The organism is Salinivibrio sp. ML290 (assembly GCF_001995695.1).
Taxonomy (GTDB): Bacteria; Pseudomonadota; Gammaproteobacteria; order Enterobacterales; family Vibrionaceae; genus Salinivibrio; species Salinivibrio siamensis.
Genome location: NZ_MUEY01000013.1, coordinates 65277 through 88052 on the forward strand (window position 1 = coordinate 65277; position 22776 = coordinate 88052).

21 protein-coding genes, 1 CRISPR repeat array and 2 riboswitches (1 of these 24 cut by a window edge) are annotated in these 22776 nt (G+C 50.5%); of the genes, 10 read left to right on the forward strand and 11 right to left on the reverse strand.

Features of this window, described 5'->3' with window-relative positions:
• The first annotated feature begins 2 nt into the window (after positions 1-2).
• From BZG23_RS12250 to BZG23_RS12260, 3 genes are all read left to right on the forward strand, one after another.
• Positions 3-1016, forward strand: coding sequence for an imelysin family protein (locus BZG23_RS12250; RefSeq protein WP_158011382.1), 1014 nt, complete (start codon positions 3-5; stop codon positions 1014-1016).
• Positions 1006-2103 carry a DUF1513 domain-containing protein gene (locus BZG23_RS12255; RefSeq protein ID WP_077577753.1) on the forward strand — a complete coding sequence of 366 codons (1098 nt, stop codon included), beginning with the start codon at positions 1006-1008 and terminating at the stop codon, positions 2101-2103. Before BZG23_RS12250 ends, BZG23_RS12255 begins: the two co-directional genes overlap by 11 nt.
• A gap of 150 nt (positions 2104-2253) precedes the next feature.
• Positions 2254-4026, forward strand: coding sequence for a L,D-transpeptidase family protein (locus BZG23_RS12260; protein WP_198532161.1), 1773 nt, complete (start codon positions 2254-2256; stop codon positions 4024-4026).
• Between the two features lie 73 nt (positions 4027-4099).
• Here the strand turns inward: BZG23_RS12260 and BZG23_RS12265 are convergent, their stop codons facing one another.
• Positions 4100-5848 (reverse strand): GNAT family N-acyltransferase, encoded by a 1749-nt coding sequence (locus BZG23_RS12265; protein ID WP_077607089.1) that lies wholly within the window; start codon positions 5846-5848, stop codon positions 4100-4102.
• Between the two features lie 210 nt (positions 5849-6058).
• Here BZG23_RS12265 and BZG23_RS12270 point away from each other — a divergent pair, with 210 nt between their 5' ends.
• A complete protein-coding gene (locus BZG23_RS12270; protein WP_077607090.1) occupies positions 6059-6703 on the forward strand; it encodes an MBL fold metallo-hydrolase in 645 nt (214 codons plus the stop codon).
• A 55-nt stretch (positions 6704-6758) separates the two neighbouring features.
• On the opposite strand, the gene BZG23_RS12275 is transcribed toward BZG23_RS12270, so the two are convergent.
• Entirely contained in the window at positions 6759-7445 is a 687-nt protein-coding gene (locus tag BZG23_RS12275; RefSeq protein WP_077607091.1) for a DUF2982 domain-containing protein, read from the reverse strand.
• Positions 7446-7708: 263 nt separating this feature from the next.
• On the opposite strand from BZG23_RS12275, the gene BZG23_RS12280 reads away from it, so the two are divergent.
• Positions 7709-8074, forward strand: a complete 366-nt coding sequence (locus BZG23_RS12280; RefSeq protein ID WP_046073159.1) for a hypothetical protein — start codon at positions 7709-7711, stop codon at positions 8072-8074.
• A 292-nt stretch (positions 8075-8366) separates the two neighbouring features.
• Complete coding sequence (locus BZG23_RS12285) at positions 8367-8798, forward strand: hypothetical protein (protein ID WP_077607092.1); 432 nt, start codon at positions 8367-8369, stop codon at positions 8796-8798.
• Positions 8799-8833: 35 nt separating this feature from the next.
• Here BZG23_RS12285 and BZG23_RS12290 read toward each other — a convergent pair whose 3' ends face one another.
• A complete protein-coding gene (locus BZG23_RS12290; protein WP_131825382.1) occupies positions 8834-9232 on the reverse strand; it encodes a hypothetical protein in 399 nt (132 codons plus the stop codon).
• Between the two features lie 207 nt (positions 9233-9439).
• Between BZG23_RS12290 and BZG23_RS12295 the strand changes: the two genes are divergently transcribed.
• Positions 9440-10060, forward strand: a complete 621-nt coding sequence (locus BZG23_RS12295) for a thiopurine S-methyltransferase (protein WP_077577755.1) — start codon at positions 9440-9442, stop codon at positions 10058-10060.
• A gap of 124 nt (positions 10061-10184) precedes the next feature.
• On the opposite strand, the gene BZG23_RS12300 is transcribed toward BZG23_RS12295, so the two are convergent.
• The 6 genes from BZG23_RS12300 to BZG23_RS12325 all read right to left on the reverse strand — a co-directional run bounded on the left by BZG23_RS12300 (position 10185) and on the right by BZG23_RS12325 (position 16138).
• Positions 10185-11084 carry a DMT family transporter gene (locus BZG23_RS12300; protein ID WP_198532163.1) on the reverse strand — a complete coding sequence of 300 codons (900 nt, stop codon included), beginning with the start codon at positions 11082-11084 and terminating at the stop codon, positions 10185-10187.
• A 98-nt stretch (positions 11085-11182) separates the two neighbouring features.
• Positions 11183-12073: a cytidine deaminase gene (gene cdd / locus BZG23_RS12305; RefSeq protein ID WP_077607094.1), complete on the reverse strand. Its 891-nt coding sequence runs from the start codon at positions 12071-12073 to the stop codon at positions 11183-11185.
• Positions 12074-12275: 202 nt separating this feature from the next.
• Positions 12276-13010, reverse strand: coding sequence for an ABC transporter substrate-binding protein (locus BZG23_RS12310; RefSeq protein WP_077607095.1), 735 nt, complete (start codon positions 13008-13010; stop codon positions 12276-12278).
• 91 nt (positions 13011-13101) lie between these two features.
• Complete coding sequence (locus BZG23_RS12315; RefSeq protein WP_052707982.1) at positions 13102-13605, reverse strand: hypothetical protein; 504 nt, start codon at positions 13603-13605, stop codon at positions 13102-13104.
• 270 nt (positions 13606-13875) lie between these two features.
• On the reverse strand, positions 13876-15297 hold the full coding sequence (gene sbcB / locus BZG23_RS12320; RefSeq protein WP_077607096.1) for an exodeoxyribonuclease I: 1422 nt from the start codon (positions 15295-15297) through the stop codon (positions 13876-13878).
• Positions 15298-15553: 256 nt separating this feature from the next.
• The gene (locus BZG23_RS12325) at positions 15554-16138 is read right to left on the reverse strand and encodes an FMN-dependent NADH-azoreductase (RefSeq protein WP_077607097.1); all 585 of its coding nucleotides are present in this window, start codon (positions 16136-16138) and stop codon (positions 15554-15556) included.
• Between the two features lie 323 nt (positions 16139-16461).
• Here BZG23_RS12325 and BZG23_RS12330 point away from each other — a divergent pair, with 323 nt between their 5' ends.
• On the forward strand, positions 16462-17136 hold the full coding sequence (locus BZG23_RS12330; protein ID WP_231637370.1) for an HAD family hydrolase: 675 nt from the start codon (positions 16462-16464) through the stop codon (positions 17134-17136).
• A gap of 116 nt (positions 17137-17252) precedes the next feature.
• Here the strand turns inward: BZG23_RS12330 and BZG23_RS12335 are convergent, their stop codons facing one another.
• Positions 17253-18671: an alanine/glycine:cation symporter family protein gene (locus BZG23_RS12335; RefSeq protein ID WP_077577760.1), complete on the reverse strand. Its 1419-nt coding sequence runs from the start codon at positions 18669-18671 to the stop codon at positions 17253-17255.
• Between the two features lie 81 nt (positions 18672-18752).
• A riboswitch (glycine riboswitch) is annotated at positions 18753-18830 on the reverse strand.
• A gap of 3 nt (positions 18831-18833) precedes the next feature.
• A riboswitch (glycine riboswitch) is annotated at positions 18834-18921 on the reverse strand.
• Positions 18922-19180: 259 nt separating this feature from the next.
• On the opposite strand from BZG23_RS12335, the gene BZG23_RS12340 reads away from it, so the two are divergent.
• Together BZG23_RS12340 and BZG23_RS12345 are read left to right on the forward strand one after the other, a co-directional pair.
• Entirely contained in the window at positions 19181-20347 is a 1167-nt protein-coding gene (locus BZG23_RS12340; RefSeq protein ID WP_077607098.1) for a J domain-containing protein, read from the forward strand.
• A gap of 194 nt (positions 20348-20541) precedes the next feature.
• A complete protein-coding gene (locus tag BZG23_RS12345) occupies positions 20542-21705 on the forward strand; it encodes an amidase family protein (RefSeq protein WP_158075447.1) in 1164 nt (387 codons plus the stop codon).
• Between the two features lie 335 nt (positions 21706-22040).
• Here the strand turns inward: BZG23_RS12345 and BZG23_RS12350 are convergent, their stop codons facing one another.
• Positions 22041-22307, reverse strand: coding sequence for a TIGR03643 family protein (locus tag BZG23_RS12350; protein WP_077607099.1), 267 nt, complete (start codon positions 22305-22307; stop codon positions 22041-22043).
• A gap of 215 nt (positions 22308-22522) precedes the next feature.
• Positions 22523-22776: a CRISPR direct-repeat array (repeat unit 28 nt; unit sequence GTTCACTGCCGCACAGGCAGCTTAGAAA); it runs 14 nt beyond the window's last position.

The following is a 22776-nucleotide window of genomic DNA, read 5'->3' on the forward strand; positions in this document are numbered from 1 at the left end:
GCATGCGTTTTCGACTCAATCCTATCGCCGCGCTCTCTCTGAGCGCCACGGTATTACTCGGTGGGTGTTTATCTCAAACCGAGACCGGGCCTAATCACGGCCTATGGCAACTACAAAAGCAGCGAAGTGAGCAGTTCCTTTCTGCGACCACGGATCTGGCTAAGACCACGCAATCGGTCTGTACTCAGGGTACGCCCATTGATGATGCGCGCCAAGCGTGGAAGACGGTGATGGCCAATTGGATGCCGTTACAAGGGGTAGAAAAAGGGTCTGAGGACGCCTTGGCGCAAAGTTGGCGTATTCAGTTTTATCCTGACAAAAAAAATACCACAGGGCGAAAAATTAATGCCTTGCTGGCCAGTGATACACAGTGGACCGCGGAGGCATTGGCCGAGCAAAGTGTGGCCGTGCAAGGCGTCGGCGCGATGGAGTGGTTGCTTTATGATCAGCAAGCTGACTTGAGTCAACCGAAACACTGTGAAGTGGCGATGGCGGTCAGTGCTCGCTTGCAACAAACGGCATTTGCGCTCAATGCGGCTTGGCAGCAAAATCCTTGGCATGGCATGCCGCCTTCGATGGCGGTGTCAGAAAAGCTCGGTGCGTTGACCCATCAGCTGGATTATGTGCTGAAGAAACTGTCTGGCCCTTTGGGTAAACCGGGCTTTCCTAACCCTTATCAAGGTGAAGCGTGGCGCTCACGGCACTCTCTCACATTGTTACGGCAAAGCATCAAAGCGATGCAAACCCAATATCACGCTGAGGGTGGCATTGAACAATCCCTCCGTGAGCGAGGTTATGATGAGGTCGCGGATCGTGTCAGCGAGCATTGGCAGTTGGCATATAACAGCGTGCCACAAGATGGTGAACCCTTATTTGACAGGCTAAATAGCGTCGCAGGGTATCGAGACATGCTCACCGTCTACAACAATCTAGAATATCTCAAATTGGTGCTTGGCGGTCAGGTCGCGCAAGATTTAGGTATTATCGTCGGGTTTAATGCATCAGATGGAGACTAGTTTAAAGCGACGCCGTTTATTAAAAGCGGCACTGATGGGAGCGGCGCTGCCTACAGTGGTGAATGCGTTGAGTGGTTGTCGTGGCAACAGCACGTCAGCGCGTTGTGAGCTACTCGGCTGCGCGCTGAGCAGTGATGGAACGTTCGCGGTTGTCGGCGCTGACCGTATGGGACAGCCCGTCTTCCGTCTTCCTTTACCCGCGCGCGGTCATGGTGTCGCCGCCCAACGTCGAGAGGTTGGGACACTGGGTGTGGCCTTTGCGCGTCGGCCCGGTCATTTTATGCAGGTGTTTGATTATCAACGTGGCGTGACGTTGTCACAGGTAATGGCCAGCGCAGAACGCTACTTTTACGGCCATGGTGTGATTTCTGATGATGGTCAATGGTTATATACCACTGAAGGAAAACGTCAAACCAGCGAGGGCGTGGTCGGTGTTTATCGACTGAGCGAGCACGGCCAGGTGAAAAAAGTGCGTGAGATAAGCGGCTTTGGGATTGGTCCTCATGAAATCGCGCTGGCGGATGCGAACACACTGGTGGTGGGGGTCGGTGGCATGCATACCGATGGCCGCACCGTGCTAAACATTGATTCAATGTCACCGGCGTTGGTGTACATTGACATCGACACGGGTGAGGTGGTTGAGCGTGCTGAATTAGCCAATAAAAAGCTGAGTATTCGTCATTTGATGGTGTCAGATGAGGGCTATGTGGTGACGGGGCAGCAATACCATGGTCAGGATAATGCCCCCTTGGTGGCCATTCACCGTCGTGGTGAGCCGATGAAAATGCTCAATGCTACCCCTGAGCAATGGGCTCGATTTAACAACTATGTGGCGAGTATCGCGACACTCAATGGCTGGGTGGTGGCGACCTCACCCAGAGGCAATTGCTACGGTGTCTGGTCATTAGACACGAAAAAAATGATAGGTTTGCATCCATTAGTGGATGCCTCTGGTGCCAGTCGTGACGGTGATGTGATCAACTTAAGTTCAGGGGGCGGCAAAATGGTGACCCTTGATAGCGCACATCATCCCGATTATCAGATGACGCCAGTACGATGGGATAATCATTGGATAACGCTGGTGTAATGAAAGCATGGTAGCGTGAAAAGCGGTAGTCTGGAGAGGCTGCCGCTTTTTGTTTCATCGCGGGTTGGGGGGCGAGAAAAAATCAGGCGATGATTTTGTCGAGACGGGGGCAAAATTTGCCATAATTAAAGCATGGATGAGGAGGGGCGTATGGTGAGAAGGCACGGTGCCTGGTTGGCTAACCTTCTGATAGGATATTGTTTTTGGGTAAACCCCGTTGTGGCAAATGAGGCGATCGAGGCCGGTGGCATGCGGTTTTTGGCACCATCCACCTCGGCGCATTCGGCCTCAGATCAAGCGGCGTCGGCTGAGCAAACCCTGTCGGCTGACGATCATCGTCAACGCGCCTATCAGTATGCGCGCGACTGGCTGGAGTCGGCCGCCCCTGATGCCACTGTTTTGGCCTATCCCTCAGCGCTGACTCAAGACTATCTCGATAATGGGTTTTCTCTGCTTTGGACCCAGGATGCAGCGCGGGACGAGCTTGCAACGCAAGTTAATGTGATTTCATTAGCCAGCTTCAGTCCGGAATTCGAGTGGCGCGCCTGGCAACTTCGCCAACTCCGCCAGCAGGGTAGCGACACCGCGTATGATATTTTTGCTACCGACACCGCGTATGCCTTGATGAGTTACCTGGATGCGGTGTCCGATAAAGGTACGCGTTGGTTTTTTGGCTCTTTGCATCACACGCCATTGCCCGAGCCCTCCGAGTCTCAACGAGCGTCCTTTTTTCAAGCAGGTTTGGGGCCGGCGTTGCCCGCTTTTCTGCGCAAGCTTCGGCCTCAGCATCCGCAATATACCGCGCTGATTAAGCAGATTGTTCGCTTGCAACGTCAAGCCCGCTCAGTGTGGCCCAGCGTGACCAGCGATGGATTGATTTACCCTGACCAAGCGGTAGCGATCCCCTTGGCGCTCAACTTAGTTGATAACCTGCGGGTGCAGGGATATTGGGGGGACAGTCAACGGTTAGAGGCACTGGATGGTAAAACGGTGCAATATGGTGGCGATCTACTCGATGCCGTTAAACGGTTTCAGTCACAACACGGACTGAGTGTGGATGGCATCATTGGCCCGTCAACGTTGAAATGGCTTAATTTAGATGCGTCGGCGCGGATCCGGCTGCTGGCGCTTAATGCGGAGCGGTTACGGTTATGGCCCCAGCAACAACCGGATCGCATTGTGGTCAACATCCCGGATTATCGTATGCGCCTGTGGTCTAACGATCAGAATGTGTTCGAGAGCAAAGTGGTGGTCGGACGCCAATCTAGACGCACGCCCCTGTTCTCGTCACGACTCGACTCTGTGGTGCTCAATCCAAGCTGGAATGTGCCTCGGAGCATAGTGCAAAAAGATATCCTGCCCAAGCTGGTTGATGGGCACGAATATTTGTCTCAGCATCAATATCGTATTTTGCCCAATTGGCAAAGTGACACCCAGATTGACCCTAGCTCGATTGATTGGCAAAAAGTGTCAGTCGACGGGTTTCCCTACCGGCTTCAGCAGGCACCAGGTCGAGGCAACGCCCTCGGAAAATACAAATTCAACACGCCCAATCGTAATGCAATCTACCTGCATGATACGCCAGCGCAAAGCTTATTCAGCCGGTCACGGCGTGCATTTAGTTCCGGCTGTATCCGTGTCGAGCAAGCGGAGCAACTGGCGGACTTATTATTGGATTTATCGGGTAAGCAGCTGACCGATTACCAGTACTATATTGATAAAACCCAGACCAAGTGGGTACCGCTCAAAAAACGTTTAGCGGTACAGACCATTTACCAGACGGCTTGGGTCACTGATGAAGGGGAATTGGCCTTTCGTGATGACGTGTATGCCTATGATGTCCCTGCAAAACGTAAGATCACCACACAAGAGCCTAGTTATTTAACCCAGCAGCGTCATTCTGTGCAGATGCAAGCGCAATAGTCACCAGGAAGCCGCGTATAACCGCGGCTCTCTCTTCATGTCGGTATAGGCGAGTCACGCCATTGTCGTTAGCTCAACGAGATGTATCAGCGTTAGGCTGGTGGCTCAGGTGAGGGGCAATGTAGCGTTGATAACGTTTGGGTTTTAAGCGCTTAAGATCGACCAAAACAAGACCATCAATACAATCGGCAAAGTCAGGATCCACGCCGAAGTCCAGGAACTGGACACCACCTGGTTCACATAACTCACTATACTGTTTGTACAAGGTGGGGATCCCAACGCCCAAGTGATCGAGTAGCATTTTAAGTTGTTTAAGGTCTTTGGCGTAATCGTTCCCGCAGAAGTGACCCAGAAGCTCACTTTCTTTACTGTCTGCCAGTTCAAAGGGGCGTTTAGAGCGTGCACACTCGCTCTCGCCAGTAAAGTAGGTACGGTAAAAGAAAATGAGCAATTCTTTAGCCGCCTGTGGCATGGCGTTGCTGATGGTGACTGGACCAAACAGATAACGGTATTGTGGCTTCTGCGCGAGCAGAGCGCCAATACCAAGCCATAAATAGTCCAAACTCCGTTTGCCCCAATATTTAGGTTGCACAAAACTACGTCCCAGCTCCAGCCCCTGTGCAAGATACGGCTGCATGCCTTGCTCAAAATCGAATAAGCTCGCGCTATAGATCCCATCAAGCCCTTGGGCGGTGAGCGTCGCTTGGGTGTCACATAAGCGGTAGGCGCCCACGATATCGAGTTCGGCGGGATCCCAAAGGACCAAATGCCAGTAATGCTGATCATATTTATCGAGATCACGTCGCTGACCTGTGCCTTCTCCCACAGCACGAAAAGCGACTTCACGTAATCGTCCAATCTCGCGCATGACAGGGGAGTCTGCTTGATAGTCGAGTAAATAAATCAGTTTACCATCCGGTGTTTGTCCGAGTTGCTGGCCAGCATTGAGGGCTTGTTTAAGCGCTAAACGAGGCTCGGGAGAGGCGATGGCTGTCTCTGTGGGAAACAAGCCAGGCTTGCGTTTGGCAATACGATACAAGTGCTTATGGAATAACTTAACGCGTGTTTTGACGGGCAGGGAGGCAGTAGCACTGTAACTGTGGTGTGGGATTAATTCGCCGACGGTAAAAGCAATGGTATTGTTCTCTTGGCGAAACATTTCCTCGACGAGCAACAGGGTAGAGAGCGGCTTATATACCATGGATGCGCCATAAAAACGGGCTGAATTACGGCCCTGGACGTGAATCGGGAGAATGGGCGCTTTTGATTTGGTTGCCATGCGTAAAAAGCCAGGGTGCCAGGCGCCATCACGGATCCCGGTTGGCGCAACCCGTGACACTTCACCGGCGGGGAAAATGATGATTGCTCCGTCATTTTCCAGCCACTGAGTCATGTTTTGTAGGTTCTGTTTCGGGGTATATCCCCCCATATTGTTGACGGGCAACAAGCAACCGTGGAGCGGTTTAACCTGCATTAATAAATCGTTAGCAATCACTTTGACGTCCGGTCGGACAGAGCGCACCAGTTTTAACAGCGCCAGTCCATCCAGCGAGCCGATAGGGTGATTGGCGATAATCACGACACGTCCTGATTCGGGAATCCGCTCTTTCTCGCGATCACTCACCCGATAGCTAAAGTTAAAGTAGTCGAGCACTTGTTCAACAAACTCAAACCCTTGCAGATGAGGATACCGCTCAGCAAAGGCTTGAAACTCCTGCTCATGAAGTAACCGTTTAAGGGTTCTACTGACGGGACGTTTTAGCCAGTCACGCTGTTCTAGTTGGGGATAATGAGACGATAGAACTTTATCAACATCTAACATAAGCAACCCTGCATGCAAAAATGCGCATCTGATTTATCCAGATATCCTGACGTTAGCCTAGATAGTAAAAGTGACACCTCCTTGGCAGCATAGTTGCAAACTGATGACAGCGTGGCATAGTGAGGCGCATATTGACGATTCAAAACCTGAGGGCGTGTCACGGATTACGTGTTATTGCGTCACTGAACAGACAAAGAGAAGGTTAACTCCATGGCGTTGCATTATGAAATTGTGCCAGTCACGGCATTTCAGCAAAATTGCTCCATTATTTGGTGCGACCAAACGCAACAGGCGGCTGTCGTGGATCCCGGTGGGGATATTGCTAAAATTCGCCAAGTCATTCATTCGCTCGAAGTGACGGTGACGAAAATCCTCCTAACGCATGGCCATTTAGATCATGTTGGCGGCACTGTTGAGCTTGCTAGCGCGTTGAATGTCCCTGTGGTGGGACCGCACAAGGAAGATGCTTTCTGGCTACAAGCGTTGCCGGCACAAGCCCAAATGTTTGGTTTCGCGCACGCTGAGCCGTTTGACCCTGATCAGTGGCTACAACAAGGTGACACCGTATCCGTGGGCAATAGTTCGCTCTCGGTGTTGTTTGCCCCTGGACATACCCCTGGCCACATTGTGTTTGTCGATCTGGAAGGGCGAACCGCTTGGGTAGGAGATGTGCTATTTAACGGTGGTATCGGGCGAACTGATTTTCCCAAAGGGGATCACGCCACCTTGATCAACGCCATCAAACACACCTTGCTGCCGGTTGGGGATGATGTGACCTTTATCCCTGGCCATGGCCCTACATCGACCTTGGGTCACGAGCGGAAAACGAACCCCTTTTTAACGGGAGCGTTCTAACCTACCGTTGAGAACAGCCGGCCTTTTGCTGCTATCTGATGCTAAAGGCGGGTCTTTAATCATCACCGCTGGCAGCGGCCAAATAGCGCCGGGCGACGCCAACAAAGTCCTCGAGGGGTCTATCGAGCAAGTCTTCGCTGACAAACAAATCGTACCCGAGTAACTCTCTGGTATAGCGCATACGGTTTGCCAGCATGGCCATCAATCCTTTGTATAGCACGCCGTTGCTTCCCCGATACGGCGTGTCATCAAACATCATGTCTTCCAGCGGTTTACTGGGTTTATGGTCTCCACGCCGATACGCAGTGATGAGTAACGCGCGTTGCGTCATAATAATGTGGGTCACCATTCGCAAGCTGATACTGTCTAAGAGCACATCGTAACGCTTAATTTTTATTCCAACCCATGGAAGCGGTTCACCTAACCCTTGCCGGTGGAGGTGCGGGATGCCAATGGCTTCAATGTTTCGCCACTTAAGCGCCCAGCCACCACGAAAACTATGGTGCTGTAAGTGCATAAATGACAATGAAAAAGAGAGCTGAACACGTTGAAGCAATTGGTTAACGGCATAAAAAATGGCAATTATGGCCGCCAAGCCCAATAAGCCCTGGCCAAGCGAGAGCGTCGGTTGGACGAGGAAAAAGCAGATCAAAAGAAACGCCACCGCCATGGCGGCTAACATGCTCCAGCGCGCCGCTTCAAATTGAGGAGGATAGATTTTGATCGTCTTTAAAGCATCCATGATCATCCATTCTTCGCAAGAGGTGGCAAAACCGCCCCGTCTTTTTTACAAACTACCCGTTAAATATACGCGCATAGTGTCTGATTAGTTTGCCTAAGAATCACTGGATTGGTAAACATTTATCGCTAAATATCACGATCTTTGCGCCTATTAGGGGGCGGTTACCTACAAAAGTGGCTGGAAATTTGGTATAACACGCGCTTTGTTTTTCACCCGCTGCATTCAGCAAGCCTGAACGTAGTGCGTCGGAGTAGGATGATTGAATGAAAATCTCTCACAAGCGTAAGGTACAACTTAAACTCAACAAGCGTGTTAAGGCATCATCGCCAGCACGTCAGCGTCCGGTTAAATCAAAACCGGTTGCCGCTGCGAAACCAGCAGCAAAACCAGCCGCTAAGGCACCGGTGGCGAGCTCAGCCTCTTCATTGACGCCAAAGCAACAGCAAGTACTCGAGATTGTTCAAGCAAACCCTGACGGCATTAATCCAAAAGGGATTGGCCTTGCGGCTGGTCAAGAAGACACGAAAGCGGCTTCTTGGGCGACAGGTGCATTGAAAAAATTGACTGAAGAAGGCGCCGTTGAGCGTGTTCAAGTCGCCGCCAACAAGGTGATTTACAAAGCTTGTTGATCCCTTTGCGCATCCGCTTACGTGTTTGATGATGGTATTTGATACGTAAGCGGATGTTCACTCGACTCACCAATATTCTTGTCTGATTTTCTCCCCGCATTGTGATGCTAGGGTAAACAAACTTTTCTATTATCAACTATTTGTTTTTATTGTGTTAATAAAGTTTGTCTTTATTGCGCATTCCCTTAGCTAAAGCATGATCAAGCGCAAAATACTGTACGATCTTCCAGACATACGTTTAAAACTGCCTATAGTGGGAGTGTCTATTTCATTTTCTGTCTGGAGGTAAGCCATGGATGTGCTGTCAACCCAGCTGAAAGCGCCCACAGAAGTCGTTTTCGACTACACCCACTTTTTGTGTGAGAGTCAGCAACCAAACTGGACGTTTACCGATATTTTTCGCAGTTTATTACCCATCTTTACGACTGTGCTTGAACATCAAGCCAGTGATGGAGTGTCTCCGCTTTCTGCACAAGAGCAGCTATACCAGCAAGCCACTCGCGTGATGTCGGTGCGTAACACCGATACGGCCAATTTGGTGCAGCTGGCACGTCTTGCGCGTCAACAAGGCATTGAAGAGCTAACGATTTTAATGCCTTATGCCCTTGAATATCGACAAATGGAGGCGATTAGCCAGCAAACCGATGCGCAAATTGAGTACAGCAATGAGAACCGTGAATGGGTTCGTCTAACGCTACCCTCAGGTCTTAATCCTCAATCCTAATCAGCCATCATCCCAACTTATTGATACTGCGTGAATTAGTGACGCTGGATAAAGGCGGGATCGACGCGCGCGATCCCTTGTTTGTTTTGCTCACAGTAATTGAACGGCTTGTCTGTTGGGGTAAAGGCGATAATGGCACATGAGGTGTCAGCCGCTAACGCCGCATCAATAAGCGCTTCATCATCGTACCCTGCTTGGCGATGGACCACTCGTACCTGATTCGCATTAATGCCCCAGAGGCTAAGTTGTGCCGCATTTAAAGCACGAGGAGGATTAATGATCGTGACCCACTTGGGCTGGCGTGCTTGCAGTGCAATCGCGCGTAAGGTCGCTTGCCAGTGTGCGTTTACCTGTGTGGCGGCGGTAAAAGCAGCATGATAGCAAGATGATGGCGTGACACGCGCGGGAGACTGAACCTTAGCTTGATTTGACATATTGGACGTCACGTACATAAAGCACCTGTATATATAATCAATACTGTATGTTTAAACAGTAATGTTTTGTGGCGTCACTCGCAAGTCACTTAGTGGCTAGTTTGTGATCAAGATCGATAATAGCGGCTAACGCGCCTGAGTCTCGACGTTAGTGAGTTTGGGGAAATAACTTGCTAAAATCACCGTTTTCATCACGTTGGAGAGAGCATGGAACAAGCGTTCTGGCATCAGCGCTGGGCTGAAAACCAAATAGGCTTTCATCGCGATACGGTACACCCGATGCTTATCCGCCACTGGTCATCACTGGCCCCACAAAGTGACGAAACGGTTTTGGTGCCCCTTTGCGGAAAGTCGATCGATCTCAACTGGCTAGCTGAAAAACATCAGCATGTGATTGGCGTCGAGCTTAGTGAGATCGCAGTGCGTGCGTTTTTCTCGGAAAACTTATATACCCCTCAGGTTTATCGCGCCCCATCAGGGCATATGCACTATTGTTTTGATGAACTGGAGCTGATCAATGGCGATTTCTTTACCGCGCGCCTGAGTCCTATGCCATTGATTTATGATCGCGCCGCCTTGGTGGCCATGCCGCCTGCTATGCGCGCGCAGTATGTCAGCCATATTCGAACCTTGCTGGCACCTGGAGGGCGTTTGCTGCTGATTACCTTATTTTATCCGCAAACGGATGACACGCCGCCATTTTCCATTGATGCGTCGGTGGTAGAAGAGGCGTTCCAAGGCTTAGACATCAGGTTGCTCGAGACACACACGGAACCCGACGGCGAGCGTGGTGAACAAGTGTGGTTAATCAAAGCAGCGGCGTCGTAGTGGCCGATGTGGGTGAGAATGTGTCAAGGGGCCATGACGGCCCCTTTTCTTTGACGTCGCACGCTCTTTGACGGCGTAAGCAGCCGTCTTAGTGGGCAAGAAAGCGTAGAAACTGACAAACCGACTATGCGAGCTTATTTTTTGCCTGCGTGTATTGGCGTGATTCCCAGTGAGTAATAAAAAAGACCGCTGCAATAATAATACCTGCCCCTAACCACAGTCGGCCGGGTGGAACCCAACTAAACACCAGCCAACCAAAGAGGACGTTAAGAGGGAGTTTAGCGTGATCAAAAGGCTGCACAAAAGAGGCATCGGAAACAGCATATGCCTTGGCAATGGCCCACTGTGCGAGGGCGGTCAGTATGCCGGCGCCAAATAACATCCACCAAGCAGTGGATGTCTGAGGGAGCGTCCAATCAGGCACGGCGAGTAGCAAATTAAAGGGCGTGATCAACAAAAGTAGATATACCACTATGGTGGTGGGAGGGTCATAAGCGGATAAACGTTTCACCATCAGCGAGTAGGTGGCCCAGAAAAACGCCGCACCGACAGGCAATAACGTTGCCCAAGTGAACGCATTTGACCAAGGCTCGAGGATAATCATGGCGCCGCAAAACCCAGCGAGCGTCGCAAGACCGCGTGCGATCCCCACTCGCTCTTGTAAAAACAGCCCAGAGCCTACCGTTGCGAATAGCGGTGAGGTCATTAATAGCGCAATCCCTTGCCAAATGGGCACTGGGTAGGCCAGCGCCCACAGCCACAGTTGAATGCCAATCACGGAGATAAACACCCGCAGACAATGCTGACCAAGGTGTTGGGTTTTGAGTGCTTGACGGATCCCGAGTTGCTTCAACCAGGGGATCATCGCAACCAAGGCGATGGCGTATTGAATGAAGGCAACCGTGGTAGAGGGTAAGCCCATTTTAAAACTAACGTACTGAGACAGGCTGTTAACGAGGGCAAAACACAGGCCTGCGGTCAGCATCCAGGCCGCACCTTGGAGTGGATTATGAATCTGTTTCATTGCCGTGACTATCCGAAAAAAGACGCACGGATAGTAGCGCAAATCCGACCTCAGGGCGACCTGAAATCCCCTGAGGGCCGGACAAATAAGGAGGGCGCTTAGCGGGTTGAATACACTAAGGGAATATCTGGGTCAATGGCATCCAGTGTTGCCTGGGTATCGGCAAGGTGACTGACTGTACTCGTTGCCATTTCGGCCAGCGCAACAGAGCGAATGTCTGTCCAATGGTAGCCCGCCATATTGACCGCAATTAATGCAACCTGAAGAGGCGGAAGACTTGGGTTAAAAGCCGCGTTCTCGGCATACATGCCAGAGAAAAATTCGCCATCATTGGTTTCAACCGCGGCCCCGCTATAGTTACCTGAGTAGGGCGCGTGACTGCGGTTAGCGGCGTCAGCGGCCGCTTTTAGCAATGGAATATCGATATCATCCGTTGATAATTGATTGGACTCGTCAGTCAATAAGCGAGAGTCAATCCCCAAATCGGCAGGACCAAACGGCTCGGGTAGATAGGTGTGCAAATCTTTCGGATTGGATTGTGGCAGCTGGATGATCAAGGACTCAGCGCCATTGAGCTCATTCATGAACTGCCGACAGTGACCACATGGGCTGTAATTGATCGTAATATCGGTGAGGCGTTTTGCCCCTTTTGTCCAAGCATGGCTGATAGCGCATTGCTCGGCATGCACTGTCTGCCCTAGCTGCACCCCGGTGAATTCAATGTTTGCGCCTAAATACAGGGTGCCACTTTCATCACGGACAATAGCACCAACATTAAACTGAGAAATGGGGGTAACCGCATAGGCCGCCGCCAAAGGCAATAAAGCAAGACGCAGTGCGGCGCCGTTAAGGCCACTGGCAGATTCCATCTGCGCCACCTGCTCTGGTGTGAAGGTAGCACCAAAGTTTGCGTCATTTATCCAATCAGAGACGACGCTTTGTAGRGCGTCGGGTAATTGTGTCAGTGCGTCAGTTAGTGCGGTTCGCATAGCATCTCTTCTTTATCGTTAACGGGAGGACAGTGTAGAGAAGCCTTTTCAATAATTGTGTGAGTAATATCACGCATGTTTTGCAAGAGCAGATTTGTTGCTGAAAGTTAGAGTGACATCAATATTTTTATGCCTCTTAATGTGGCCATCATGACGACGTGCGTAGGCAGACACGTCCGCGAGCCGAAAGACGGTTGATGCATTATGGCTGCCAATCGACATAGGGGCGATGTACCTTACGATACTCACGCGCGAGATCGCCCTGGTCACGCAAGCGAGTAATCAGTCGTGTGAGATACGCATCGATTTCTCGGCCCGCTTCGCCCTTAGGAATGATGAAGACATCGTGGAAGTCAGCAAAGTGTGCGCGTTTGATCATGGTTAAACCTAGCTCTTTAAGTGCCATGTCAGCTTCCTCTTGCGCCCAAACGAAACCATCAATTCTCCCCGCGGCCAAGCGCAACAAAGATTGTTTAATACTGTGCGAGCGTTGCACCTTAAAAGGCATATAGTAGGGGACGGCTTCAATGGTATAGCGCGAGGGGGTTGCCCACAGCGCTTTGACCGAGAGCGGGAGCGCTTTATTGGTGTAAAGGACATGCGTGACCTGGCCAAATGACACCTCGCTAAAGTCGAAAGGCAAGGTGGACACTTCCCGCGTCGGACGCACCGCGGGTAAACCAAAGTCGGCTCGCCCTTGTGCGACACTGTTTATCGCGCGATGAATAGGGAACACCTCGATAGTAATCTTGGTGCTAGGGTCTTGCTCATCAAGATAGCGGACGAAATCGACAAACGCGCCGCTACCGTCCAAATTGATCAAGCCAGGTAGTTCGCCAAGGTGTGCGACATAGGTTTGTTCAATGGTGGCTCGGGTAGGGGTGGAGAGGCTGAGCAGCGTGATAAACAACAGAAGCGGTAAATAGCGGCGTGGCATTATCTCTCTCTCAGATTTTAAAGCCGATGGACAAAGCAAAAACGACGACCTAACACGACACGCCCGTGGCGCACCACGGGCATCAAACACGCTAAGCTTGAGTCAATAATGCTGTCATGCCAATAATGACCGCCGCTGCCGTGACCAGGATCGTGAGTGGTTTAGCGATACTAAACGACGACTCTTCAATGGTCGTTGAGTGCGTTAAAGACGGTGGAGGCGTCTGTGATGCAGCGTTTGCTGCTCGTCCTGGACGTTTGGCAAGTGTTTGCTGCGGAAGCGACACACGAAAACCAAATTCACCGACTACCTCAAAGGGAAGGCATTTTTTGCCGTTGCGGTAGGATTTGGCCATTAATGATGTCACCACACTTTGATGCTGGGCAAATGAGCTGTCGGGCAAGGCCACTTGTTTGAATAAGGTGCGGCTAGAGAGTACCTCTCCGGCATAGTAGCAAAGCATCTCGAGTAAACGAGACTCTTCGTAAGAGAGAACCGTCATCGTGTCATCGGCCCAATATAACGTACGGCTTTCTGGTTCAAAATCAACCTCGGGAAAGCGGTAACAGCGCGTATCTACTTTTGTTGTCATCATTGCCCACACTCCAAACAACATCCTTTTTAAAAGTGTGGACTCAAATCACAGAACTGCAACTGGTCAAGCTATCTTTTTTTTGGTAGGACAAAGTGGGCAGTGTGTCAGCATTGCTAGTTAATAACTTAAAAAACATGACGTTAAAAACAAAAGGCGACCAAACCTGTCCACCACCGCTACCTGATAGGTAGACTAAGGTCGGAGTGATGGTCGATCGCCTTACTGACCGGACGGTGTATTCGCGATGCGTCTTTAGCAACCGTGCCAGTGTTAGCCAACCAGTGATTCCACATAGTGGTAAATCGCTTTTAAAACGCGAACTTTATCCTCCTCAGCTTGGTGCTGTTCAGCGAGATGCTGCAGGTTATCCATATAAGCAGGAAGGTGTGTTTCAAAGTAATCACGTCGATGCATAAACCATTTTTGCTGCTCGGCTTCGGTGAGTGTCCACGGGTAATTGCGCGCGCGATAACGGAATAACAGCGGCTTGATGCGCCAGTCATCAACGCTGAGATCCAGGGCTGCAAGATTCTCAGGATCGCGTGCACGGATGATGTCCATCGCACTGCGGTCGCTTTTCGAGAAAAAGCCCGCGTACAGGGCCGTATCCACGTCCTGATCGTTGAAAGGCTTGGCATCGGCAAACACGGCAACGAGCTTTTCGCGTAATTCTGGCGCGGCTTTCAATGCTTTTAGGTGTTGTAAGCACGCTTCGCGATCCACACCGAGTCGGGCAGCATCCTCTGGTCGTAATGTTTTTGCATCGGCGAGAACGGGGCATTTATTGATATGCACCAGTTTAAGTGGTGCCGGTAACTGTCCTTCCGTGAGGTCGTGGTGCGGGGTATACAGGCGCTCGCGTAACGTATCAGCGTCCAATTCAAACAAAGGGGCCGGGTCACGGGCCAGATCCACAGTAATCACGGCATTGGGGTTATCAGGATGCCAAGCAACGGGCACAATCCAGCTGGTGTTGCCTCGCTCGGTGCCGAACATGCCAGAGACATGCACGAGAGGTGTCATATTCACTACATCGATCAGGTGCTTGATTTTGTTTTTATTCCGATGTTTTAACAAATAATCAAATAGCCGTGGCTGTGCTGCCTTGACCTTTTTCGCCAGCTCTATGGTCGCGTGCACATCCGCCATCGCATCGTGTGCGTCGCTATGTTCTATACCATTGGCAACAGAAAGGTTTTCTAGTTTAAAGCTAGGTTTACCGTTGTCATCGTGGGGCCATTCAATACCATCCGGACGCAGTGCGTAGCAGGCGCGCATTACATCGAGCAAATCCCAGCGCGAATTACCGTTTTGCCAACTCCAGCCGTATGGGTCAAAAAAGTTGCGGTACAGCGTGTAGCGCGTGACTTCATCATCAAAGCGCACGTTGTTATACCCGACAATGCAGGTATTGGGTTGCGAGAAGGCTGTATGGATCTGCGCGATGAACTCCGGCTCGGATAAGCCTTTTTTCAGTGCCAGCTGCGGTGTAATCCCGGTGACCAAACAGGCTTCCGGAGCCGGTAAGTAGTCATTGGGTGGTTGGCAGTACAGGACTAAGGGTTCACCGATGACATTAAAGTCACTGTCGGTACGAACGCCAGCAAACTGGCAAGGCCTGTCTTTACCTGGATGGGTGCCGAATGTTTCAAAGTCGTAGAAAAAAAAGCTTGGCTGGTCGGCGTCTGTCACAATCGAATCCAACTTGGTCAATAAGAAAGCAGGCGCAAAATCCTGCGATAAACCAGTATGGTAACACTGGCATCGCGTATCACCAATCCTGAGCTAACCGGCGCAATATTGAAGCGCTGATGCGTATAAAAACAGGCAGTCAGCAGTGAAGATCGATAATGAGAGCCTGCACGCAGGCAGGCTATCGTGATAAGGCAGGTGGAAAGGTCGGTTCGTTCACGTCGCGCGAACACCCAAAAGCATGCGTTATCCGCCGCTAAGACGCTAAGCGTTTCAGTGTTTGCTTGGCCTCATCAATGGCTTGGCTTGCAGTGTCTTCGCCCATTGCCAGCCCCTCGGCGTAAACAAACTCGACGTCGGTGATCCCAATAAAGCCAAGTACGGTCTGCATGTAACCCGTGATATGGTCGGTCGTGCCCCCTTTGTGCATCCCACCGCGTGTGGTGACCACAATGGCACGCTTGCCTTTCAGTAGACCTTCGGGACCATTTTCAGTGTAACGGAAAGTCACCCCCGCACGGGCAACGAGATCAATCCAAGCTTTGAGTTGCACGGGGATAGTGAAGTTGTACATAGGCGCAGCAATCACTAGGGTATCGCTTTGCTGAATTTCTTCAATCAACTGATCTGAGGCTTGCTGCACGTGCTGCTGGGCATCAGTGAGTTCACCTGTACCGCGTAGGCCGCCCACATTGTCCCCAGTGAGAACCGGCAATGGGGTAGAAGCAAGATCGCGCTCAATCAGCGTGTCTGGAGACAGCTCATCCACCACACTGTTAATCACAGCGTTTGAGCTTGAGTAGGGGCCAAGAATACTTGATTTCAGTACCAGCGCTTTCATGCGTCTCTCCTTACAGTTTATGGCGTTTTGCCCATGAGGTTGTTTTGTTGACTCGATGTAGTCTAGAGACTTTCATAATGAACACCAGCGTACAGATTCGTTAAACTTGTTCAAAAATTTTGTTGATGTCGCTGCACGTGGCGTGGTCAGTTGCGCTGCGTGAGCATGGGCGTATGATAGCGGCCGATAGTCGTTCAAAATGTAAAAATAATGTTATAATGCCCGTTGTGTTGGCTAGGGATCCAAGACAAAGAACGGCAAAGCGCCAGATCAAATCACAAGTCGGTCGCTTGTGGGACGCAACGGGGTTTGAGGAAATGCGCGTGAAAAATTTATTTATGTTAGACGTGGATGGCACGCTGGTCGATAGCTGCCAAATGGACCACGAGTGTTTTAGTCAAGCTGTTTATGAAGTCACCGGTTTAACGGTGCCGGATGATTGGGGTGGCTACACCAATGTCACCGATGCGGGGATCATTGAAGAGCTGATTGATAGTCATGATCTTCAGCGCGAAAAGATCATGTTGTTTCGAGAAATTAAGCGCGTGTTTACGCATAAACTGGCCAGCGCAATTGCTAACCACGGATTAAAGCCGTTGCCAGGTGCGGTAGCATTTATTGATGAGATGCGTCATATGCCGACCGTTGCCTTGGCGATAGCAACAGGAGGCTGGGAAGAGACCGCACGGATGAAGCTTAAAGCCGCTGGTTTTAATATTGACGGTATTGTTTTTTCTTCGTGTTCAGATGCGATGAGTCGTAGCGAAGTGATGGCATTGGCTGCGTTCCGTGCCAAACAAGATTACGGTGTCCATTTTGAGCGGCGCATTTATTTTGGTGATGGGGTGTGGGATAAACAAGCCACACAGTCGCTAAACTACGAATTTGTCGCCGTGGGCGATAAAGTCGAGCACGACGTAAGCGTGAGCAATTTTGTCAACCCGCGTGCGATTTTAGGCAAACTGGGTATTGATGAAGCGCAGCGTCAATACGCCTAATCGTTTATGCGTAAACGCGATGCAATGCGTGAACGCGAACAATGAGCAGAAAAGAAAAGCCGACGCGTCGACTTTTTTATCCGCTGTTCAACTTCTTAGCGAGTCGCTAATCACTTTCACTGTGCATCAACAACGGCGTTGTTTTCTTGGCTCGTTACATTGGTTGCGCGAGTCCGGTTGTCTAGTGTGGCAAAGTAAGCTTGGGTTTCCGCAATGACCACCTTGCGCAGCAGCAATAAACCAATCAAGTTAGGAATCGCCATTAAGCCGTTGACGATATCGGCCAGTATCCAAATCGTATTCAATTGAATAAAGGCACCGGATGCAATTAAGCCGATAAAGAATAGCTTATAGATATAAATGGCTTTTTTGCCAAACAGGTACGCGACGCAGCGCTCGCCGTAATAGTGCCAACCTAAAATGGTGGTGAAGGCAAAAAACAATAGGCCAATGTTGACCAGCACCGGACCAACACTGCTTTCCATCCCTACCGCAAACGCATGTGAGGTCATGGCGGCGCCTGCGAGCTCCCCAGACCAAGATTGCGTTAGGATCAAGGTCAGTCCTGTCATGGTACAAATCACCAGCGTATCGATAAAGGTGCCAGTCATTGATACTAAGCCTTGCTCAACACAGGAGTCCGTTTTTGCTGCGGCCGCGGCGATGGGCGCACTCCCGAGGCCTGATTCGTTAGAGAATACCCCACGTGCAATACCCGATTGAATCGCAAGCATCATGCCGGCACCCGCAAAGCCTCCAGTTGCGGCCATGCCGTTGAAAGCAGATTCAAACACCAGGCTGACTGCTTGTGGTAGTTGTGCGGCGTTTGCCACGAGGACCCATAAGCACGCGCTTACATAAAGCACTGCCATAACAGGCACAATTTTGGCGGCGACGGCGGAAATGGATTTGACGCCACCCAAGGTAACTGAGGCGACGAGCACGGTTAACAGAGCTGCGACAACGGCTGTTGGGATATTAAATAGGTGGGTCGCCGCGCTGCTAATCGCGTTCACTTGTGGGAAGGTGCCTATGCCAAAGCATGCCACTCCCAGTCCAAATAAAGCAAAGAGCTTTGCGAGAATGGGTTTACCGGCACCTTTAGAAAGGTACATCATGGGGCCACCAAGCATGTTGCCTTTATGGTCGACCTCACGGTATTTCACCGCGAGTAGACACTCGGCGTACTTAGTCGCCATGCCCAAAAAGGCGGCGAGCCACATCCAAAACAGTGCCCCTGGGCCCCCAAGAGAAATGGCGGTGGCCACGCCGATGATATTTCCGGTACCTATGGTTGCGGATAAGGCTGTACACAGTGCCGCAAACCCTGAAACATCCCCTTGGGTTTTGGCGTTCGACGGCTTAAAGATTTGCTTGAGCGCAAACGGCAGGCGACGGAGTTGGAGTAGCCCTAACCGTACTGTAAAAAAGAGCCCCGTACCGGTGAGTAGCAAAAGAAGCGGTGGCCCCCATATCCAGTCGTCAATGGTGGCTAGAAGTGTTTGTATATCTGGTAGTTGCGAAAAAAATGGCATTCATTCCCCCTTTAAACATCAAAGGAGGAGATAGACCACACTAATATTAACAAAAGTGCTACATATTGGGGTGGGTATCTCCTCTGTCCTTTTGCCTGAGAGTTTCACTTGAAAACAAGCTTGCTCCTTCGGCGCCCGAACTAACGGGTCTCTCCAGAGTCTCCTCCAACAGCAGTCCATACAATTAAGTGCCTGAAAGATTTACTTCTTCGGCGGATGGCGTCAGCCACCTCTCTCCTGCTGTCTTCATCGGAACGTCGTCATGACGGAAAGTATGATAGATCACAGAAATATGAATGCAATGCAAAAATCAGTGAATGGGGAATAATTCTTTCTTAATGGCAAAAAACACAAACTTTTAGTATTTCTTTCTAACAACAGAGATGTCGACGCATGCCTTCGCCGAGTTTGTTAACTTGAAAACAAGATGAAAGGGGTTAATTTTTTCCCACATTGGCCGATAAATTGGCTAATCTGGACAGGCAACGAGTAGGATAACGAGCAGCAGCATGACCACGTGGAACGAACTTTTAGGCGTGAACGCTGGCGACAATGCCGAGCAAATAAAACAGCGCTATAAGCGACTTTCTAGCCGCGTACATCCAGATAAAGGAGGCAGTACGGGGCTAATGCAGCTGGTCAGTGAAGCCTATCAAGCGGTTAAGTCAGGTAAAGGCGAGGGCAGTGCGCTGGGTCAGCCGCTAAGTGGTGCCAGTCAGGCAGCATTGCGTAGCCAAATTGCGCATCTACAAAAAGAACTGGCGGCGCTACAACAAGAAAATCGAACATTGAAGTCTCGCCAAGCCAATACTCAAATCCCCGCACACTTGACAGCCAAAATTGCCAAACTCGAATTTGATAATCGCCAATGGCGCGAGCAATACCAAAAGCTTGAGCGACAGCATCACTCATTGGAATCTCAGTATCACGCGTTACAGCGCGAGCAGGACCAACGTAAAAAAGACCTGGTACAGGTGAACCGTGAGTTAAAAGAAGCGCTATCGCGCGCAGAGCAATTGGAAACTGATCTCACTCGCAAAGCGACACCAGTGACATTAAAGCCAGCCAAACCTGGTTTATCTTGGCGCTGGGTGCTTGTGTCTTGGGCCATGATGGCGCTGCTGATAAGCCCATTGGGCCAATGGCAGCAATGGGTTGACCACTTTTGGGGGCAAGATCAGGACCAGACCGCACAACGTGTACGTATTATCGACCCAGCGCCCTCAGAGTCTCAGCCCACGCAAGCGAATAATGAGCCTCAGCCTCAGGCGGCGCCTGCACCAGCGATACCCGTTGCCCCTATGATTCAGCTTACCCCTGACGCGAATCAGTGGCACATCAATCAATATGCAGAGACCGCACGGCCTTACTTGGCCTTACGCAGTGAGCAGGGGTCATATGTGGTCGCGAATTGTATGGGCGAGTTTTATATCTACCTTAATCAGGGCTATCAGCCGCTTCGTGTGCCACCAAACTTGGATTACGTAGCACAGCGTCAGCACTTTCATGTTTATGCCATTCCTTACGGGCAGGGGGCGTCGGTGGATAGTTGGCAGTTGGCACGTAAGGTACAAATACTCGAACACACCTTCGTTAGTGCTGACTTGGCGCCCAAACTCAGCGCTTTTGAACAATCCTGTCGACAAGTACCAGGTTTAACCGCGGTAAACTTATAAACAGTATCGTGACTAGGCACGCATCTCACACCGCTTTAATCATTGCCTCGCACGGAAATCGATAGCGAGATCGCAGACCGCGAGTGGACACGCTCAAGATATCAGAGCGGAAAACCGTGAAATAGCGTCTGATTTCACGCACATGTATTACACTGATCAATAAGTAATAAGCGTGACTGATGAGGCCTGTGTACATGCTCGATCAAGCGATGTTTGCGCACCCGTTCGATCCACCACGTCAAGACAGCCTAAATGGGGTGTTTCGGCGTTATAAACTGGCAGTGTCCCACTCGGTGTCTGTTGAGGAACATGTCGCTGGTATCGGGATCCCCTCATGGTCTGAGGGACGCACCGCCGCCAGCCAAGACGCTGCGGTTGTCAAAACCATGATGGCCCAGGGCGCCAGCTTGATTGGGCAGCTGCAAATGGATCCTTTAGGCTTCAGTATTACCGGTTTTAATCCGTTTTATGCGGAGCTTCGCAATCCTCACTTTCGCCAATACCGCGTCGGAGGGGCAAACGCAGGTATCGCGGTGGCGGTGGCAAAAAAGCTGGCGGATTTGGGCATTGGTAACGATGCATTTGGCGGCGTACGGATCCCTGCTGCACACTGTGGACTGTTTGGATATCGTCCCACGCCAAGCCTTATCGATACCCAGGGGATCATCTCTGTCGCAGAAACCTTTGATAATGTGGGTGTGTGCAGCGCGGCGCTTGGCCCGCTAAGTCAGTTCCAAGAGCTGGTGGCCAAGCCGTCCTCCGCCGTGACGAATATCCAAGGCGTGGTCATCGCCGAGGCGGTTTTTGCGTTATTCTACAGCGATGAAGCGATGGCGCAGGTTTATCAGCATCTTGAGCATTTAAGCTTACCGCAAGAGTCGACGTTGACCATGAACAAACTGGTGCTGTCGCGGCTTGAAAATGCGCAGGTGTCAATTGCCAGCCAAGAATTTCTGTTGATGTACGGCGCATGGTTGAAACAGGCCAAGCTTGATTTGCCCACCTCAACGCAACAGTATTTAGACCGCTTACAAGCTGTCGACTACAAAGCGCATTATCAGGCGAAGAAAACCCGCAAGCAGTTGAGAGATACCGTTTGTGCCATGTGGCCAAGCGATAAAGTATTACTGATCCCATCCACACCGGGCGCCATTTTACCTCGTGATGCGGATGCATCAGACGGTGATGCGTTTAATTTATCCCAGCGACGACTCATGGCGCTGGCGGATGTATGTGGCTTACCCCAGCTCACTATCCCGTTATTTGAGCATCAAAACACACCTTATGGCGTGACATTATTGGCTCACCCTTTTAAAGATAAGTTATTGATGGAAGTAGCACGCCGTTGGCTCGATTAACCGTATGGATTGCACCTTTATCCGCCCAGCCGTCAAGAATTTTCTATAAAAAACCGTTTTTTGTGTTTAAAGTTCTGATAATAAAGTAAAAATTAAGTTTATCGTTCCGCATTTACTATCAACAGAAACTGTGGATAACCGGTTGGATTAGTCGGTGTTTAACTTGGTAAATTATTGAAAATAAAGATTATAGTACGGACCTGTTGAGCTTGAGATGGGGTAGGTGAGTGTTACAAGAAAGTGACAAATTGGCTGTCACTTTGGTTTAACACCGCGTAGAGACTGTATTCACCCATATTCTGATGCGGTGATGCTGTTACTTATTGTCAATATGGTCACTTTTTGGCGGCTTTAAGCTTGTATTGTGTCTTACAATGGCTACGCATCACGCTCCTGGAACGCAGGGCTGTGTGCTTGGTTTTGCGACCACGTGTACGCGCACGCCATACTTTGAAACTACGCGGTTTTAATTCACGTCGCATTAAAGCAATCACATCATCTTGGCGTAGCCCATAGAGTGCTTCAATCGCCTCAAACGGGGTCCTATCTTCCCACGCCATTTCAATGATCCGGTCTACGTCACCAGGTTCAGTCAGTCGCATAGTCTCCTCCTCGCATTGGACTAATAATTACGTATACGTTGAGCAACGCGGATCAATAAGTGGGGATGCCTAAATCCCTTATGACCCTTATTTTTTGGATATTTAAAAATAAACAATAAATACAGCTAGTTAAGAAAGGCCATTTTAAACAAGGGTAAAAGGCCATTTTTATCCTAACGGCCTGTTGTCACTGACGATTATTAAGTTATTCTATTGTTCACTGCCGCACAGGCAGCTTAGAAAGTCAGGCTCACGCTCCACCCGCTGAGGCTCACGTTCACTGCCGCACAGGCAGCTTAGAAATATAACGCTATGGTCAGCGCGGCGGTACTCAAGTTCACTGCCGCACAGGCAGCTTAGAAAATTCGAGCACCGTTTCTGTTTTGATGTGTTCAGTTCACTGCCGCACAGGCAGCTTAGAAATATCGCAATTTGATGCGCTATCCGCATCACGTGTTCACTGCCGCAC